We start from the raw sequence: 18,799 nt of genomic DNA, 5'->3' as shown, positions 1-18,799 counted from the left end.
TTGGTTATTTTTTTAAAATTCCAAATATAAGGCTATTATTTTTAATTTTTCAACAGGAAATAGCTTAACATTTGTTAAATCATCAATTTTTCTAAAATCTCCATTCATGGAACGATAAGTTACAATATTTTTTGCAATAGCATAATTAAAGTAAGGAAATTGAGCCAATTCTTTTGTAGTACTATCGTTAATTCTAATCTTTTTTAAACCAATATTAGACTGAACAGCAAACTTTTTATTCAAATCTAAAATTGCCTCAGGAGATATTCCCCATATATAGGACAATTGCTCCATTGAAGCATACCCTCCTAATTTTTCTCTTTCAGCAATAATTTTCAAAGCTGTTTTTTCTCCTATCATATAGACCGATTCCAATTCTTCTTGAGAAGCGACATTAATATCTTTCACGATAATTCTTGAGGAATTCGCTTTGAATTTAGTATCGTAATTAATGAATTTATTGTTTTTTCTTTGAGTAACCCAATCAGGAAATTTAAAATAGGGAGAATATTGTTTCATCCATTCATTTGAAACACCAGTCAAATTTTGAAATTCCTCAGCTGAATTGACATATTTATTTTGCCTTCTAAATTGATGTAATTTATCAATCTGATCTAAAGTCATTCCATATTTATAACCTTTAAAATCAGTTATAAAATTGGGATTAAATGGGTAAATTTTATTTCCATCAACAATTTGGCATGCAACTAAACTATCTATTTCATTTTGACTTGCAATCCAAGCTAACTCTTCTTTAGAAATTGGCAACACTTCTACCTCCTTATTTTTATGCCAGTAAATTAAAATTTGAATCCCAATTATCAAACTAATTAGAATAAACAAACCTAAATGATGTCCCTTAGAAAATCTAAATATCCAATTCCACTTTGAAAACATACTTTTCCCGATAATTAAATGACAATTACAAATCAAATACCGAACTACGCTTCGTGTAAATCATATCTTTTAATCTTAGAATAAATGCTAATGTTAAGTAGAGTCCAAAACCCAAACCTACAGTAATAAAAGATATATAAACAAAAAACAAACGCACTTGGGTAGCTCGCATTCCTAACCTATCTGCCAATCGAGAAGCTACATAAAAACCATGCTTTTCAAAAAAATGCAATAAACTGTACATAAAATATGAATTTATTAACTGTGCTAAAGATACTTACTTTTTTACTATTTGCAAACCAATCGCGCAAGATAGACACCTATTTTTATTACAAAACTCATTTTTCAATTGAATGAGTGCTTGAGAATCAAAACTAGATTTAATTTCTATATTGAAGTTTTTAAAATGATTAATTATTGTATTTGACTCAGCAGGAATCTCTCTAAAGTTATCTAATAAATATTCAAAATCTTGTTTTCCTAAATATCTTTCATAAGCGAATTTTACAGGAATAATTGTGTTTATAAGAATAAGATCTATAAAAGCATTTGAAATTTTTTTATTTTTTTTCACACTAGGTTTGCAAAAGCTGTAATGTGTATTCCAATAATCATTTATTGATACTTTCAAAATATGCTTAATAGTTTCAATGTTTTTTGTTTGTATGATTAAATCAAATAAATTAGGATATTGCACCAAAAGTTGAGCTAACTGTGCCAATCTAATTGTTGGGAAATTATCTGGCCGATGCTTAAAAAAAGCAACCTCAAAACCCGAACATTCAGATAACTTATACTTAACTTTGAAATAATTCCATTTAAATTGTAATTCTTTAAAATACTCTTCTTCGCAATTTGATTGTAATAAATTTAACATACCAAAGAATAAAGCTTCTATATGAGAGATATCAGAACGCTCTTTTCTAACCACATGATAAGTTAGTTGTTTAGCCATTTCATGGAAAACAGACCCATTAGTATTTAAACCAAAACCTTTAGCTAAATTTTCAAAAAAAACTTGTTCCCAATTATTTGCCGTTTGCGATAATCTAAACTCTATTTCTGTTGCTTTTCTTACTAAACGCTCCAAAACAAGTGCTTCTTTCCATTTTGAAAATATAAAGGGTTCTATAGTTCCAATGCTATTTTCACAATTAATCCAAGTCTTCTTTCTTAACAAATTAGTATAATTCTGAATCAGAGCTTCATCGACTCTGTTTCTTAGTTCCAAAGTAGGTATTTCAGAATTATCTTTCCTAAAAATTGGAGTATCATATTCCCAAACTACGTGTAGAATAATTGTTTCATAAGCTTTGTCTTTTTCATGTTGATGCAAATACCAATCGGAAGATTTTACATGAATTTCAATATTTCCTGCCCAAACTTGATTTCCAATTTTAATCTTGGCATTAAAAATATCTGGACCTGATAATTGCAAATATTGTCCATACTCTAGAATTTCTAGACACTCTCCCGAAGTTGTTTGGAGATTCAAAAAAGGTAATTTACGATTTACCCACACATAATGCAGAAAATTTTCATTCATGGCTTATAATGTTTATTTTGGCTTATATAATTGCAAAAATAAAAAAAAAGTTGGTAATCTATTGACAACCAACTTTTTTTATTACTCTATTACTCTATTAATTTATAGAGCTAATAATATCATGTTTAGTAATAATATGGTATTTCCCGTTTTCTAATTCTACTAAAACGGCTTGATTATCTTTACTAATTAATTTGGAAACTTCATCAATTGGTGTATTTGCGTTAACGATTGGAAATGGTTTACCCATAACTTCTTTAATCGGTAAATCAGCAATATCTTTATTTTCAAAATAACTTCTAAACAAATCAGATTCATCAACACTACCAACAAATCCAGTCGTATCTATAACAGGAATTTGAGAGATTTTATATTTCTTTAATCGTTCAATAGCATGAGAAACTAACTCTTCTGTTCTTACAATAACTAAAGGTTTATCTTTATGGTCTTTTATTAAATCGGCTGCTTTAGTAATTTCTTCTTCAAGAAAACCTCGTTCTCTCATCCAATCATCATTAAACATTTTACCTACATATCTACTTCCTGAATCATGAAATAGAACTACTACTACATCTTCAGGACCAAAATGTTCTTTTAATTGAAGGACTCCCTTAATAGCTGCTCCAGCAGAATTACCCACAAAAATGCCTTCCTCTAGAGCTAATCTTCTTGTGAAAACAGCAGCGTCTTTATCTGTAACTTTTGTAAAGCCATCTATTAATGAAAAATCTACATTTTTAGGTAAAATGTCTTCCCCAATACCTTCTGTGATATAAGAATAAATTTCATTTTCATCAAAAATCCCTGTCTCATGGTACTTTTTAAACACTGATCCGTAGGTATCTATTCCCCAACATTTAACATTAGGATTTTTCTCTTTTAAGTATTTTGCTACTCCAGAAATAGTCCCTCCTGTTCCTACACCAACAACAAAATGGGTAATTTTACCTTCTGTTTGCTCCCAAATTTCAGGTCCAGTTTGCTCATAATGAGCAATAGCATTACTAGGATTGTCATACTGATTTACATACCATGCGTTCGGAGTTTCTTCAGCCAATCTTTTTGAAACTGAATAGTAAGAACGTGGATCTGTAGGTTCTACATCTGTAGGACAAACGACAACTTTAGCACCAACAGCTCTTAGAATATCCATTTTTTCTTTTGATTGCTTATCTGAAATAACACAAATCAACTTATATCCTTTTACAATAGCTGCCAAAGCCAAGCCCATACCTGTGTTTCCTGAAGTCCCTTCAATAATTGTTCCTCTTGGTTTCAAACGACCGTCTGCTTCAGCGTCTTCAATCATCTTCACAGCCATTCTATCTTTAACAGAATTTCCAGGATTAAAAGTTTCAACCTTAGCTAAAACTAAACAATCTAAATCTTTGGTAATTTTATTTAACTTAACTAGCGGCGTATTCCCAATAGTTTCAAGTATATTTTTTGCGTATTTCATTCTTGATTATATTTTCAATGTATTAAGATATATTTTTAAAAAGCAAAGGTAAACCGAAAATTTTAGGTTTGATAATTCTATTTAAAGAAATTCCATTCCAAGCCAAATCTAACTTTAAAATCTCGATAAGGATAATTTGGTGTATTATAGTAATTTCTATCTCCAAATAACGCATTAAAATGTTCCGCCTTTAGATATATTCGAACTTGACGAACTCGAGCATTTACAAAAAAATCTAACATTGGAAAACCACCTATTTTAGTCTGTCTCTGTACAAAAAAATCTCCTAAAATAGGATTATAATCATCGGCATAATATTTAGAAAAATAATTAAAAGTTAAACCGGTTTGAATTAACATAGCTTTTCTAAAAACATGATCGGTGTAATAAAGTGTGTTTCTAGTTATCACACTAGGTACATTTACTACTTTATCATCTTGTTTTACATCTTGGAATTTAATCCTATTATCTAAACCAAATTTCTTGAACTTAAATTCTTTACTTATTTCGACATTGTAGTATTGAATAGATTTAGCATATTGTTTAGGTGAAACATATAAAGTATCAATCTTTTCATAATCATTATAAAAATATAGCTTATCATTATATATACTATATTGAGCAGATAAGTTCAGCCATTTTGTTGTGGCTAAAACTTTTAAACTTGACTCTTTCTCATTTTTAAAACTATTACTCCAATTATATTTATCATAAGAACTCTGTGCAAACAAGTAAATATTATCAGGTAGTTTACTATTTTGTTGTGCTTTGATTTCAATGGAACTAAACACATTCCAATTGTACTTTGCTGTAACTTCAAAATTAGAAGTTTTACGATCAGTAAATGCATTTTGAGCTAATATATTAAATTTCCATTTTGAATGAAAAAAATCATATTGAGCACCAACGGTATTCACTCTACTATGCAAATTATTTGGTAGATTTAATGCAATAGCTGTCAATGAATTGGTAACATAAAATTGATTATAAACATAATTATCAATAAAGAAATTAAGTTCTCCTATTTTTTTTGTTAAAAAACTAACTCCAACTTTATTATAAAAAACATCAAACCTAGTTTTATTATTAATACTAGCACCATTATCGGGGACTCCTAATCTTGAAGAAGGAGTAGGTTGCAAAAATTCATAAAACTTATATTCATAAAAAGCTTGATGCTTAAATACCAGTGAATTACTATCTTTAAGTTTGTAATTATGATCTATAAAAAAACGATTACCCTTTAATTTGGAAGAAGCATTATCAAAATAAACATCTAGACGCTCCCTCTGTTTAAAGGAAGGCTCATTACTTTCAAATTGAGAAACGTCTTTAATCCCACCAGACTCTTGATTTAAAATATCTTGACCAACAAAATGTGCATTAAGAAAATATTTTTTATTAGGCGCAAAATAGCTTGTTGTAAATCTAAAATGACCAGAACTTGTCAAACTATTAAAATAATCACCTACGGAACGAATAGCCTTGTAAGCCACAGTAAAATTTAAATTTTTTTGAGTATTTAATGATAATAAAGCGTCTAAACTTTGTCCTTGACGCATTACAGTCTTAAAATAAATATCCGTCAAAGGAGTAGGCACAGAATAGTAAGAAATTTCATTTACATCTAAATAAGCTACCTGTTTAGCATGAAATCCAAACTGTGGGAAAATAAATGTTTTCTTTTTAGAAAAATCTAATTGTGTATATAAAAAGCCTTCATTAGAAAATGGGAGTAATCCAAAGTTATCCTTTCTGAGATAGTTATATTTGTACTCATCAGCAATAGTCAAAGAAGTATCAACAACAATAGTATCTTTTTTTAAATTATAAATTTTATAAAGACTAATATCAGCTTTTATTGATTTAACTGAGGAAGTATCTTTTTCTTGAGAAAAAAGAGAAATAGAAAACAAAAATAAAAAGAAATAAAAAATTCTCATAAATAAATTTTATGAGACAAAGGTAATGAGAAAAGATAAAATAAAAAAACCCCGACAAGGTCGGGGTTTAATTTATTAGTTACCTAAAGCAGGATCACCTAGCATCCAGAAAGGATGAGATGGATCTGTAGTAGCAAATACTTGAGATTGAGTAACCATAGGTACATTTTGTGTATTGGCAACATACTCAGTTAAAGGATAAACCAATCTTCTAGGCTTTCTTGTTTGAGAAGCAGACGTTGCTAATGGAGTTAAAGGATAACCTGTTCTGTTGTATTCAATAAATGATTCAATACCATGAACCCCCATTAAAGCAATCCATTTTTGATACATGATAGCATGTAATTTATCATCAAAACTACCAGTCCATCCAAATTTTACTTTAGTATTGATAGCAGTAATATAAGAAGTAGAAGCAACAGAATGGAAAGCACATGATGCAGCAATACCATTTTGGAAATGACCTTGAGCGTTAGAGAACAAAGCAGGCCATCTTAAGGCTGCTTCAGCCTGCAAAAATTCAGCCTCAGCTAATAACATTACGTAGCCATCATTAACAGCAAAGTCTAACACAGTCGTTGCAGCAGTTTGGTTGTAAGGATTATAAACACCTAAACCAATTCTACCTGGAACACCTGGAGATTGACCTGGAGGATACATATCAACTACAGTAGAACCTTGAGTCACACCTCTAAATACAGACTGACTAGCCCCATTTCTAAAAATTCTTAATCTACGAGGGTCATTAAGATTAGGATAATTAACACCTGATCCTGGAATAATCTCTGTAGAAGGAGCTGCAGTTGGATAAGCTGCATACGTTGATAATGATTTATAATAATGTGCTGTAGGAGCTATAAACGAATAATTTTGAGTAACTGTACCAGCCGCTGAAGCTAAGAAATTCAAGAAAAAAGGATTAGTTTGAGCATCATTATTTAGACTATAACCTGGATTAATAGACACATCAGAAGTAATGAAAGTACCTCCATATACATTTATTAAATCGTTAGCACGTTGATCTCTGTAAGCGGCAACAGCTCCAGTAGAATTAGACATTCTAAGTAAATATCTTAATTCAATAGTATTAGCAAAATTGAACCAATCTTGCATGTTCCCAGCCAACATAACATCATATTGAGAAATGTCATCAGCAGTTGTTGAATTCAAGATAATATCTCTAGCATCGTCTAATTCATTTAACAATTGGCGGTAAACAAACTGATCATCATTGTAAGCTGGAGTAATATTATCTACACCTTTAAATGCTTCAGTGTAAGGAACATCTCCATACAAATCAACTAAATATTGCATGTAATGTGCCTTCATAATCTTAGCTACAGCAACAAAATAATCATTTTGACCATTAGGATTTGGTGCCTCAATTATTTTTTGAAAATTATTTACATTTAAATATATATTCTCAAAAATACCAGAATAAAAAGAATTATCTACTAGTAATTGATATTCACGAGCCCAACCACCTGTAAATTGTTGAACATTAGCGCCCCATGAATTCATAAATACGTTACCTAATTGATTCATGGTAACATTTTGTACAGCATAACTACTTACTTGTGCAGCAGGAAGTAGTTTCTCTGGACCAATATCGCTAAAAGGTAATCTACTTGGATTTTGATTAACATCTAAATAATTATCACAAGCAAACAGACCTAAAAACAAAACTGGAAATAAAAATTTTATTTTTCTCATAACCTTATTTTTTTAGAATGTTACATTTAAACTAGCCCCAAAAGTTCTAGTCGTTGGATATTGACCAACATTAGAAATACCTTGAGAATTTGCTGAAGAATTTGAAGCCTCAGGATCTGTAAATCCATTATTTTTCAAACCATGTCCACCATTCAAGAAGAATACAAATGGATTTCTTGCATTAACACCAAACTTAAATTCTTTAATACCTGTGTTTTTTAACATTTTAGCAGGTAACGAATAACTTAATGATAACTCTCTAATTTTCAACGCAGTAGCATCAACGATAGAAGTCTCACCAATTCTGTTGTGTTGATAACCAAAATAATCAGCAACTCCTGGATAACCACCACCTAAATTAGTATTAACGGGAGTAGTGTTAGTTACATAAGTATTAGTTGCAGTATCAAATTGAACTGATCCAGGAACAATGTAACCATCATATCTGTTTTGATCAGCAGACTCTTCTACAAAACCTGGATACATCATTTGTTGATAAGTTTCAGACCAAATACTGTGCCCTGTTCTGAAATCAGCTACAGCTACTAAAGAGAAACCTTTATAAGAAAAAGTGTTACTTAAATTTATAATATAATCAGGATTAACTTTTCCTAATTTCTCATAAGAAGTTGTTCTTAATGGATTACCATTTGCATCAACTATAATATTACCATTTGGATCTCTCTGGAATGCAATACCTTTTAATAAAGGAAACTCTTCACCTTCTTGAGCGAAAACACCAATGCCTAGACCATTATATTGCTGTAGAGGAACTTGTGTTACACCTTCAGACAATTTCTTAACAACAGTCTTATACTTGGTATAACCAACTCTCATAGTCCAATTGAAACCATTAGCACTTTTAAAAGGTACTAAACCTAAATCAATTTCAAAACCTTTAGTTTGAAGAACACCTGTATTATCTAATAAAGTTGTTAAACCTGTTGCTCTTGATGAAATCGCATTAGTAATCATATTTTTATTATCTTGAATATAGAATGAACCATCTAGAGTAACTCTATCCTTAAAGAAACCTAAATTAATACCAAGCTCTTTATTTGTAATAAATTCAGGTTCAACCGACTTGCTTGTTCCACTTCTATTAAACTGATAACCAACAATATCACCAAAAGGGAAACCTGAAGCAACAACACCTGTAATATTAGTAGCATAAGGTGCAATTGTAGATGTATTACCAACTTTAGTCCAGCTAGCTGATACCTTTAAATAATTCAACACATCTCCTTTAATAGACTCAAATGCTTTAGTAGGAACAAATGACACACCTGCACTTGGATAGAAAAAGCCCTTATCAATTACTGAAGATTTTTCAAATCTACCAGTTAAATTCAAGAATAAGTAATCTTTATAAGACAAATCAGCATTAGCAAAAGTCGCATAAGATCTTCTCAATTGTTCATAATTTGATAATGAAGATGGATTTGCTGGATTTAAAACATTTGTGATATGGTAGAAACCTTCTTTGTCTAAACCTGTACCACCTTGTTGCATAACCCTAGCATATCTATCCTGTATATTTACCCCAGTATTAACCTTAGCATTAATATCAGCTGTTAAGTCATAATCAAAATTAAACATAAAGTCAGAATAAATATTTCTAGTAAACTGATTAGTTAAATAATACGAACCTGGATTAAGTCCTGAACCATTTGACAATAAATCGTAATCTGGAGTATTTCCAAATGCATTGTCAGTGTATGGAGCAAAATTATAAGTGTAAGGGTTGATATTATATTTATCAGAGTGTGATTCAGAAATCAAACTTTGGGTTCTAATATTGGTATTTGAAGTTACCGAAATGTTTTTGTTCAACTGGTAATTTAAAATCAAGTTTCCAATAAACAAATTTGACTTATCATCAATTCTATTTTGTTTAGATAATAACCATGGATTTTTAGCATAAACAGTCCAATGGTGCTCATGGCCTACATTTCTAAACTGATTAACATCCACGTTGGTTGGAGTCTGTAATAAATCATCCAATAAATTACTATCTGTTTGAGAAGTAATTTGACTTATGTAATTAACTGTACCATCTACTGACAACTTGTTTATTTTCTTACCTGCTTTAAACATAAAGCTATTTTTCTTCAAGGCATCATTTTCAACAACAAAATCAGTTGTCTGTCTGTTATAACTAAATGTAGCATAGCCATTTTCATCACCTGCATTTAAGGTAATACCGTTTTGTAAAACTACACCTGTTGTATAAAAATCTTTAATATTATCATATCCTTTTGAATTCCAAGTAGTTGTCAAAAACTGACCATCGGCTTGCGGTAAACCAACTGGAACAACAGTGTTAGCCCAATTAGGATCTGAAAAAGAAGGTCCCCATGCTCCATTTTCATAAGGCACGAACTGATCTTGTCCATTTCTTGGATCTGATGGATTTGGAAATAAGAAATCATATCCATAACCCCATCCTTGACCATATTTAGTTTGTCTCTTAGGTAAGAATGAAATATTTTGGAAATCAATAGACGTGTTGTAAGAAACTTCTAATTTACCTTTTGATGTTCCTTTTTTAGTAGTAACAATAATTACCCCGTTAGAACCATTCTCACCGTATAATGCAGCACCTTGTTGACCTTTGATAACGTTGATACTTTCAACCATCTCAGGAGGCAACTGATTTAAAACGTTTAACGATGAGATAGCATTATCGATAACAACTAAAGCTTCGTTATTACCAGAAATCGATCTGTTACCTCTTAACACAACTTTTGTAGAAGCATTAACTCCATTAGCAGTAGTATTAATTTGTAAACCAGACACTTTACCTGTTAAAGATTGAACAATGTTAGGGTTTGAAGCCTGCATTAATTCCTTTACTTTAACTACTTGATTTGAAGAAGTAATAGCATCTTGTCTCTTTTTGATACCTAATGAAGTAACAACAACTTCAACGATTTCCTTGTCAGCACTTGCAAGGGTAAAATTAATTACATTAGACGCACCTACTGTTGCAGATTGGTCTTTTTTGTTTAAGAAAGTAACAACTAAAACATCTCCTTCTTTTGCTTTAATTGAATACTTACCCGCATCATTTGAAGTAGTACCCTGATTAGTTCCTTTAATCTTGATACTAGCACCTGGTAATGCGACACCGTCACTGATCACAGTACCGGTAACAGTTTTCTGCTGCGCGAAAGAAAACTGCATTGTAAACGCCACTAATAGCGTAAAAATCCATTTGAACTTCGATCTCATATTAAATTTATTTGAGTTAGTTATTTCGCAAACTTCTTAATAATTTCTTAAATAAACAAATAATACTTCGGAATATTACCAATTTATTTATGTTAAAATTTTCAGGTAAAACTTTTTGTTCACGCAATTAACTTGACTTTAGATGCAAAAAATTGTTAAAGGTTGCGTAAGAAAATTATATTTTTGTCAAAAAAAAGGATGTTAAAAAAAAGTTACAGTAATTTAATTTACGAGTGTGGAACCGATGAAGCAGGAAGAGGCTGCTTGGCTGGACCTGTAACTGCAGCAGCAGTAATATTACCTGAAGATTTTGAACTTGAACTATTGAATGACTCTAAAAAACTTTCTGAAAAAACACGTTTTGGATTGAGGCCTTTAATTGAGAAAGTTGCCGTTTCATTTTCCTATTCTCACATTCACAATGAAGAAATTGATGAAATAAACATACTCAATGCTTCCATGAAAGGTATGCATGAAAGTATTTTAAAACTTCAGACACAACCTTCTTTTATTATTGTAGACGGAAATAGAGCTTTAAATGCAAAATTGGGACTCAAAAACACTCTTGGCAAAAGATTTACATCAGATGAAATTGAATTATTGAAAAACATCCCAAACCAAAGTATAATAAAAGGTGACGCAAAGTTCCTTAGTATTGCAGCTGCATCAATTCTAGCCAAAACATATAGAGACGAATTTATGGATAAGATTCATGAAGAGTATCCTATGTACAATTGGAAAAAAAATAAGGGCTATCCTACTAAAGACCATAGAGCAGCAATTGCCAAATACGGGCCATGCAAATACCATCGGAAGAGTTTTAGATTACTACCCGAACAACTATATTTAGATTTTGAATTGTAAGTACTAGTTTTAACTTGGAATATGAGCCTTTTTTCACGCTGTTTTCACATACTTTCAATACCTTATGTTTGCTTTAATCAATTATAAAACTTATTTACTCTTTATTAAACATCTTCAGAAGTCAATAAGTAATTCTTAATATAATTATTTTTTTTCACAAGAAACATTATGATTATCCTGAGTGGTTTTAGTAAAACACTTGAACCTTTAAAAAATCTTAACAGTTATCATTTATAATACTAGCAAGAAAAAGCGTTTGAAAATGTTTTAGTATTTTTTGTTTTACTTCTTCTTCATTAACTTGCTTGTTTAACTCTACTTGCATTGAGGTAACAGCCTTTCCTCTTATACCACAAGGAATAATATTATCAAAATAACCTAAATCGACGTTTACATTCAACGCAAAACCATGCATAGTAACCCATCTTGAAGCCCTCACCCCCATAGCACATATCTTCCTAGCGAAGGGCGTTCCTACATCAAACCAAACTCCTGTTTCCCCTGGACTTCGCTCTGTTTTCAAACCGTATTCAGCTAAGGTCAAAATAATAGCTTCTTCTAAAAATCTCAAATATTTGTGAATATCTGTAAAAAAATTTTCTAAATCTAGTATGGGATAACCGACTATTTGTCCTGGACCGTGATACGTTATATCTCCTCCTCTATTTATTTTGTAAAAAGAAGCTCCTTTTTCCTCCAATTGTTTCTCAGATAACAATAAATTTGAGAAATCACCACTCTTACCCAACGTATATACGTGGGGATGTTCTACGTATAAAAAATAATTATCTGTTTCAATTGTTGGATTTTCTCTTTTCGCTATTTTTTGTTGTACAATCCGTGCAAAAAGTTCTTCTTGATAATCCCAAGTCTCTTTGTAATCTTTACTCCCTAAGTCTTGAAACTTTACTTTTTTATTCATCTTGTTTCTTATTCTGTTTTGATGCTACAAAGATACAAAAGTTCTGGCACAGCCCTGATTGAAATGTAAATGCTTTTGCTTTTCCATCAAAAAATAAACCTATGAAAGTTTGTAATGAAAAACGGGGGATTTTTCTATTAAAAAATGAATCAGTGCTTCATCAAAATAAAATGAGCTAATAAATTTTGCTTTTCTAATTTTACGAATAATACAAAAGATAGTTAAACAATTTCATAATAACTTTTAAAACTTAATACTTTCAAACTTTTGTAGGATTGCTTATCTTTGCACGCTTAAATAGAAAAATTATGCAATTGTCAGAACAAGAAATCATTAGAAGAGAAAAGCTTTCTGCTTTACGCCAATTGGGCATCAACCCGTATCCTGCAAATTTGTATCCTGTATCACACACTTCCAAACAAGTAAAGGAACAATTTGAAGATGGCAAGAAAGTAATTGTAGCTGGACGTCTTATGAGTGTTCGCGACCAAGGAAAGGCAGCATTTGCTGAATTGCAAGACAGTGACGGTCGAATTCAATTGTATTTTAATCGTGATGTAATTTGCCCGGGTGAGGACAAAACTCATTACAACCAAGTCTTCAGAAAATTAACTGATTTAGGAGACTTTATTGGGGTTGAAGGCAAATTGTTTCACACAAAGGTCGGTGCTCAATGTATAGAAGTTGAAAAATTTACCTTTTTAAGTAAAACACTCCGCCCCCTACCGCTTCCTAAAACAGATGCTGAAGGTAAAACATATGACGAATTCGTAGATCCTGAATTACGTTATCGCATGCGCTATGTTGATTTAGTTGTAAATCCACAGGTGAAAGAGGTTTTCATGAAACGAACCAAGCTTTTTACTGCCATGCGTACTTTCTTCAATAACGCAGGTTACATGGAAGTAGAGACACCAGTTCTACAATCAATTCCTGGAGGTGCAGCTGCCAGACCTTTTATCACCCATCATAATAGTTTAGACATTCCACTTTACATGCGAATTGCTAATGAACTGTATTTAAAAAGGTTAATTGTAGGTGGTTTTGATGGTGTATATGAGTTTTCAAAAAATTTCCGTAATGAAGGAATGGACAGAACTCATAATCCAGAATTCACAGCAATGGAGATCTATGTTGCATACAAAGACTATAATTGGATGATGGAATTCACCGAAAATTTATTAGAGTTTTGTGCTACTCAGGTTAATGGTACTACTAAAGCAACATTTGGTTCCCATGAAGTAGATTTCAAAGCACCTTATGCGCGAGTTACCATGACAGATGCAATTAAACAATTCACTGGTTTTGATATTACTGGAAAAACAGAAGAAGAATTACGCGAAGCTGCAAAATCAATGGGAATTGAGATTAATGAAACCATGGGAAAAGGTAAAATTATTGATGAAATTTTTGGCGAAAAATGTGAAGGTAATTTTATTCAACCTACTTTCATTACTGACTATCCAAAAGAAATGTCACCTCTTTGTAAATCTCACAGAGATAACCCTGAATTAACGGAACGTTTTGAGTTAATGGTTTGTGGAAAAGAAATTGCCAATGCCTATTCAGAATTAAATGACCCAATTGATCAAAGAGAACGTTTTTTAGCTCAAATGGAATTAGCACAAAAAGGAGATGACGAAGCCAACGGTATTATTGATGAAGACTTTTTAAGAGCGTTAGAGTATGGAATGCCCCCAACTTCTGGATTAGGAATTGGAATGGATCGTTTAATTATGTTCTTAACAAATAATGCATCTATCCAAGAAGTGTTATTCTTTCCGCAAATGAGACCAGAGAAAAAAGGCCCTGAGTTAACTGAGGACGAAAAGTTAATTATTAGTCTTTTAAAATCAGAAAATAACCAAGCGTTAGGAACATTGAAAGAAAAAACGGGACTAAGTGGAAAAAAATGGGATGCAGCAATGAAAGGATTAGCCAAACATGGCTTAACAAAAGTAATTGTTGATGGAGACTCCAAAACAGTTAGTTTAAATTAAATATAAAAAAAGACCTGATTTAAATAAATCAGGTTTTTTTTATTCATTAAAATCGTAAGCCTAACATTATTCCATCTCCAAAGAAACCACCCTGATAACTTCTAACATAATCAATACGTAATAAACGATATTTACCAAAACCAATTCGATCTAAACCAACGGAGAACTCCTGGTAAGGTCTTGCGTTCGGAAGATTTATTTGATGAAAACCTCCTAACAAATTCAATCCTAGTTGTCTAATCAATGGAAGTTTATTCATAAAATAACCATTATCTGTATATGTAAAATGTGTTTCTAAAAATTGCTTATTTGTAGAAAGCGAATAATAAGGCAATAGATTAAAACTTGAATTGTAATTCCCATTTAAATTAACATGAGTTTGATTGCCATTAAAATGTTTAAAATCTACAAAAGAAATTTGGTCTGCATTAAAAAATTTTCCTCCCTTAATATTTCCTCTCAATTCACCTTTATTACCTAATGGTTGGGTGTAAGCCATTCTAGCTTCTACATAATCAAAATTATATTGCTTTTCTGAAGCTGCAAAACCTTTTTCATAAGCAACATTCAATACAGGAAATTTACCCTCATTAATGTTCAATTTTCCATCTGGGCGAGAGATATATTTTTGACCAAAAACAAATCGTGCCCCAAAATTAAGCTTCATTATATGGTGCTTAGAAATAGCCGCCATTGAATCACTATTTGGATTTAAAGGATTATTTGAAGTGTACAAATCATTTGACTTAATGATAGAAAAATCAGTTGTATTATACAATGGCTTTCTGTTTTCATAGGCTAATTTCCCATTCATAAAAATACCATTTATCACTTCTCTACCTCCAGCTATTTCTGCGAATTCCTTTTCATAGAGTTTCATGAAATTGTTTTTAAAAAACAACGAACTAACTGAATTCACTATTCCAGAAATAGGCTCATTCCTATTAAATTGAGAAACAGTATTTCCTCCTATGAACCTTATAAAAGCATCATTAGTATTATTGAACTTATGATAAAAACTAAATGTTGGTCGGAGTCTTTCATCTGAAAAACCATATTCAAAATTGGTTTCAAATCGAGTTGTTTTTTGTTTTTCTTCATTAAATTTCGCATAAGAAAAACCAGTTCCAATATGATAACCTTGAATAGTGTTAAAATTTAAGGAAGTTAAATTTAACAAACCTTGGTAATTAAAATTCCATTTTTTAAATGAATTTTTAAAGGTATAACCCGTTATGATTTTTTTAAGTTTAAACACATTATTTTTTGCATCAATGGAATCTAGGTATACTTGTGAATTACGTACTTTAAAAACACTATCTTTCTTTACATAATTTGTTACTTCTTCTTCAGTTAATGGTACTGGTCTGTTTTGCTCCCAATAGCTAGCTTCTTTTTTATTTGCTTTGTCTGCAAAAGTTACTATTTCACTAGTAAACGTTTTCTTTTCAAACTGTTCTTTAAATACATAATTACTAAATACATGTGTAAACTTACCATTAAATTTTATACCAAAAAAACCAGCTTTAAAGTCGAACGATTGTAAATTTTTAGCCCAAATCTTGGTGTCTGGATTAAAATTAAAGTTTTGCACTAATTTCAATTGTTCTAAAAACTCTTGTTGAGCACGATACCCCTTCACATCTAAATCAACTGCATAAATCGCATAAGTATCATCAACAATATAAATAAACCCTTCAAAAACGGGTTCCCTATCTCGCTTTGGTGTTACCTTAATTTTATAAATAAAGTTATTATAAGCATCAGTAAAACTATCCACAATCTTGTACTTGTAGTAATTAAAAGCATTAGAAGCTATTGGAGAAATCAAAGGCACATTGAAATCAATTGTATTCTCATAAAAATTATAATTCGTATTAAGTGCTGTATTAAAGCTAAACCCATTATCGTCTCCAGCAACTTTACTTGCTATGATTTCTTCTTTAAGATTATTTGGAGCCTCAAATTTGATTTTTGAAACCGTTTCTGATTGATAGATAATCCCCGTGCCTGTTGAATCTACATTCCCATCCAAATCCCCTACTTCAATTCCCATAATTTTTTTAGGTAAATCTTTAACACGGAAAACACCTCTTGAATAAAAATCAGCCTCAAATTTATCTGTTTTGGCTACGTTTTGTTTACGTGCTGCTATAGTTTTTTTTATAATGGTGTTAGCTGGATTTTCTGAATTAGTAACCACTACTTCTTCAATTTGACTATCAATAAGTTCTAAAGTGAAATTAATTTGATGAGGAAAACTATATATTTCTTGGGTGATTCTACCAGATTTATAACCTAAAACTTGAGCTAAAATTATACACTTGCCTGGTTTTTTATAATTCAACTCATATTCACCGTTTTCGTTTGTTGAAGTGCCTATGTATGTTTTTTCAATAGATACACTTACAAAAGGAATTGGCTTTCCATCTTGACCTGTAACTCTGCCCTTAATTTGAGCGGAAACACACAGAGATATTAACCATAAAAAGAGTGTTAATTTTTTTTTCATATCAATTAAATTTGTTAGGTTATCTATAAAGACGAGCGTAAACTAAAAAGGTTGTATGTTAAATAAAATTTTTTAAAGCTAAGGTATAACTTTCGAGTCCGAAACCAATAATTACTCCCTTAGCATGAGGAGAAATGAAAGACTGATGTCTAAAAGACTCTCTAGAAAAAGTATTAGAAATATGCACTTCAACTACTGGAGAAACAATAGCTTTTACAGCATCACCAATAGCTACTGAGGTATGTGTATAGCCCCCTGCATTTAACACAACACCTTCATAAGTAAAACCAACTTCTTGAAGTTTATTGATAATTTCCCCCTCCACATTGGATTGGAAATATTCTAATTCCAATTGAGGAAACTTCGATTTCAATTCCTCAAAAAAAGAATTGAAATCTTGATTTCCATATATAGAAGTTTCTCTAGTCCCCAATAAATTTAAATTAGGTCCATTTAGAATTAAAATTTTCATTATTTACCGTCTTTATCAACAACGATTTTATTTTCTCTATTAGCAATTTCCCAAGCCACAGCAAAAGCCAGTTTAGTTCGCATTGCTAATAAATCATATTCAATTTTATCAGGCGTATCATTTGGTCCGTGATAATCTTCGTGAGTTCCATTAAAGTAGAAAATAGCTGGCACCCCTTTTTTGGCAAAATTATAGTGGTCTGAACGGAAATAAATACGCTCAGGATCTTTACGATCATTGTATTTATAATCTAAATTTAAACCTACATACTTTTGATTCATAGCCTCATTAATCGTATGTAATTCTGAGCTCAAACGATCTGAACCAATAACATATACATATTTACCATTCTCTTTATGTCCATTCAGCGAGTCTCTTCTACCAATCATATCAATATTAATATCTACTACAGTGTTGGCCAATGGAAACAAAGGATTCTCAGAATAATATCTAGAACCATGTAACCCGTGTTCTTCACCCGTAACATGTAAAAACAAAATAGATCTCTTAGGTGAAAAACCATCTTTCTTAGCTTGCTGGAAAGCTTTAGCAATTTCCATAACAGCAACAGTACCCGAACCATCGTCATCTGCACCATTAAAAACTTCTCCATTTTTCATTCCCACATGATCATAATGAGCCGAAATCACAACAATTTCTTCTGGCTTTTCAGCACCAGGAATAAATGCCCAAATATTTTCTGAATCATTTAATTTAGGAGCAAAACCTCTCTTCATAAATTCTGAAGGCACCTTTTGGTAATAATTTTCAGACCCAGGAGGATTTAAAATACCTAATTCTTTATATCGATCAATAATGTATTGACCTGCTTTCTTTTGACCTGGCTCACCGGTATTTCTACCCTCCATTTCATCAGAAGCAATAACATATAAATTTTTAGATAAATTAGTTTCACTGATGCTGTTCACATATTTTGAAACATCGGCTGTTTTTTTTGCAGTTTGTTTCGTTTTAGCAGCAGAACAACTTACTAAAAAGGAACCCACTACAAACAAGAGTACTACTTTTTTCATTTTTGATTGCGTTTAGTAACACAAAACTAACCAAAAAACTGAAATTGCGATAAACTTTATAAGATTTTTAAGAAATAGGAAGGAATAAAAAAAGGCAAGCGACCTACATCGCACCGCTACAACCACATACCTTTGCTGTGTTCCCACCCTGGAGGATTTTGCAGGAGCTGGTCGTGTAGGACTTGCCGGTGCAAATATACAAT

13 protein-coding genes and 1 other RNA gene are annotated in these 18,799 nt (G+C 31.3%); 2 read left to right on the top strand and 12 right to left on the bottom strand.

Going from position 1 to position 18,799, the window contains the following annotated elements:
- Nucleotides 1–12 precede the first annotated feature (12 nt).
- The 7 genes from QZ824_RS01950 to QZ824_RS01920 all read right to left on the bottom strand — a co-directional run bounded on the left by QZ824_RS01950 (nt 13) and on the right by QZ824_RS01920 (nt 10,792).
- Nucleotides 13–897 carry a helix-hairpin-helix domain-containing protein gene (locus tag QZ824_RS01950; protein WP_291274359.1) on the bottom strand — a complete coding sequence of 295 codons (885 nt, stop codon included), beginning with the start codon at nt 895–897 and terminating at the stop codon, nt 13–15.
- 25 nt (nt 898–922) lie between these two features.
- The gene (locus tag QZ824_RS01945; protein WP_291274358.1) at nt 923–1,141 is read right to left on the bottom strand and encodes a PspC domain-containing protein; all 219 of its coding nucleotides are present in this window, start codon (nt 1,139–1,141) and stop codon (nt 923–925) included.
- A 33-nt stretch (nt 1,142–1,174) separates the two neighbouring features.
- Nucleotides 1,175–2,443 carry a DUF2851 family protein gene (locus QZ824_RS01940; RefSeq protein ID WP_291274357.1) on the bottom strand — a complete coding sequence of 423 codons (1,269 nt, stop codon included), beginning with the start codon at nt 2,441–2,443 and terminating at the stop codon, nt 1,175–1,177.
- A gap of 97 nt (nt 2,444–2,540) precedes the next feature.
- Nucleotides 2,541–3,902 carry a pyridoxal-phosphate dependent enzyme gene (locus QZ824_RS01935; RefSeq protein ID WP_291274356.1) on the bottom strand — a complete coding sequence of 454 codons (1,362 nt, stop codon included), beginning with the start codon at nt 3,900–3,902 and terminating at the stop codon, nt 2,541–2,543.
- A gap of 77 nt (nt 3,903–3,979) precedes the next feature.
- A complete protein-coding gene (locus QZ824_RS01930; protein ID WP_291274355.1) occupies nt 3,980–5,845 on the bottom strand; it encodes a putative porin in 1,866 nt (621 codons plus the stop codon).
- A 75-nt stretch (nt 5,846–5,920) separates the two neighbouring features.
- Nucleotides 5,921–7,558, bottom strand: coding sequence for a SusD/RagB family nutrient-binding outer membrane lipoprotein (locus tag QZ824_RS01925; RefSeq protein WP_291274354.1), 1,638 nt, complete (start codon nt 7,556–7,558; stop codon nt 5,921–5,923).
- A gap of 12 nt (nt 7,559–7,570) precedes the next feature.
- Nucleotides 7,571–10,792: a SusC/RagA family TonB-linked outer membrane protein gene (locus QZ824_RS01920; RefSeq protein WP_291274353.1), complete on the bottom strand. Its 3,222-nt coding sequence runs from the start codon at nt 10,790–10,792 to the stop codon at nt 7,571–7,573.
- 198 nt (nt 10,793–10,990) lie between these two features.
- Between QZ824_RS01920 and QZ824_RS01915 the strand changes: the two genes are divergently transcribed.
- A complete protein-coding gene (locus tag QZ824_RS01915) occupies nt 10,991–11,656 on the top strand; it encodes a ribonuclease HII (RefSeq protein ID WP_291274352.1) in 666 nt (221 codons plus the stop codon).
- A gap of 217 nt (nt 11,657–11,873) precedes the next feature.
- On the opposite strand, the gene lipB is transcribed toward QZ824_RS01915, so the two are convergent.
- On the bottom strand, nt 11,874–12,578 hold the full coding sequence (lipB, locus tag QZ824_RS01910; RefSeq protein WP_291274351.1) for a lipoyl(octanoyl) transferase LipB: 705 nt from the start codon (nt 12,576–12,578) through the stop codon (nt 11,874–11,876).
- Nucleotides 12,579–12,886: 308 nt separating this feature from the next.
- Here lipB and lysS point away from each other — a divergent pair, with 308 nt between their 5' ends.
- Entirely contained in the window at nt 12,887–14,578 is a 1,692-nt protein-coding gene (gene lysS, locus QZ824_RS01905) for a lysine--tRNA ligase (protein WP_291274350.1), read from the top strand.
- A 46-nt stretch (nt 14,579–14,624) separates the two neighbouring features.
- Here the strand turns inward: lysS and QZ824_RS01900 are convergent, their stop codons facing one another.
- The 4 genes from QZ824_RS01900 to ffs all read right to left on the bottom strand — a co-directional run bounded on the left by QZ824_RS01900 (nt 14,625) and on the right by ffs (nt 18,784).
- Nucleotides 14,625–17,090: a DUF5686 and carboxypeptidase regulatory-like domain-containing protein gene (locus tag QZ824_RS01900; RefSeq protein ID WP_291274349.1), complete on the bottom strand. Its 2,466-nt coding sequence runs from the start codon at nt 17,088–17,090 to the stop codon at nt 14,625–14,627.
- A gap of 58 nt (nt 17,091–17,148) precedes the next feature.
- On the bottom strand, nt 17,149–17,562 hold the full coding sequence (aroQ, locus tag QZ824_RS01895; RefSeq protein WP_291274348.1) for a type II 3-dehydroquinate dehydratase: 414 nt from the start codon (nt 17,560–17,562) through the stop codon (nt 17,149–17,151).
- Entirely contained in the window at nt 17,562–18,596 is a 1,035-nt protein-coding gene (locus QZ824_RS01890) for a M28 family metallopeptidase (RefSeq protein WP_291274347.1), read from the bottom strand. The genes aroQ and QZ824_RS01890 overlap by 1 nt, the downstream gene beginning before the upstream one ends.
- 89 nt (nt 18,597–18,685) lie before the next feature.
- Nucleotides 18,686–18,784: signal recognition particle sRNA small type (gene ffs / locus QZ824_RS01885), an RNA gene on the bottom strand.
- Nucleotides 18,785–18,799 lie beyond the last annotated feature (15 nt).

Origin of the sequence: Flavobacterium sp. (genome assembly GCF_021151785.1) — a bacterium.
Lineage (GTDB): Bacteria > Bacteroidota > Bacteroidia > Flavobacteriales > Flavobacteriaceae > Flavobacterium.
The sequence above is the reverse complement of the archived record's forward strand: the minus strand, read 5'-3'. Positions and strand labels throughout refer to the sequence as shown.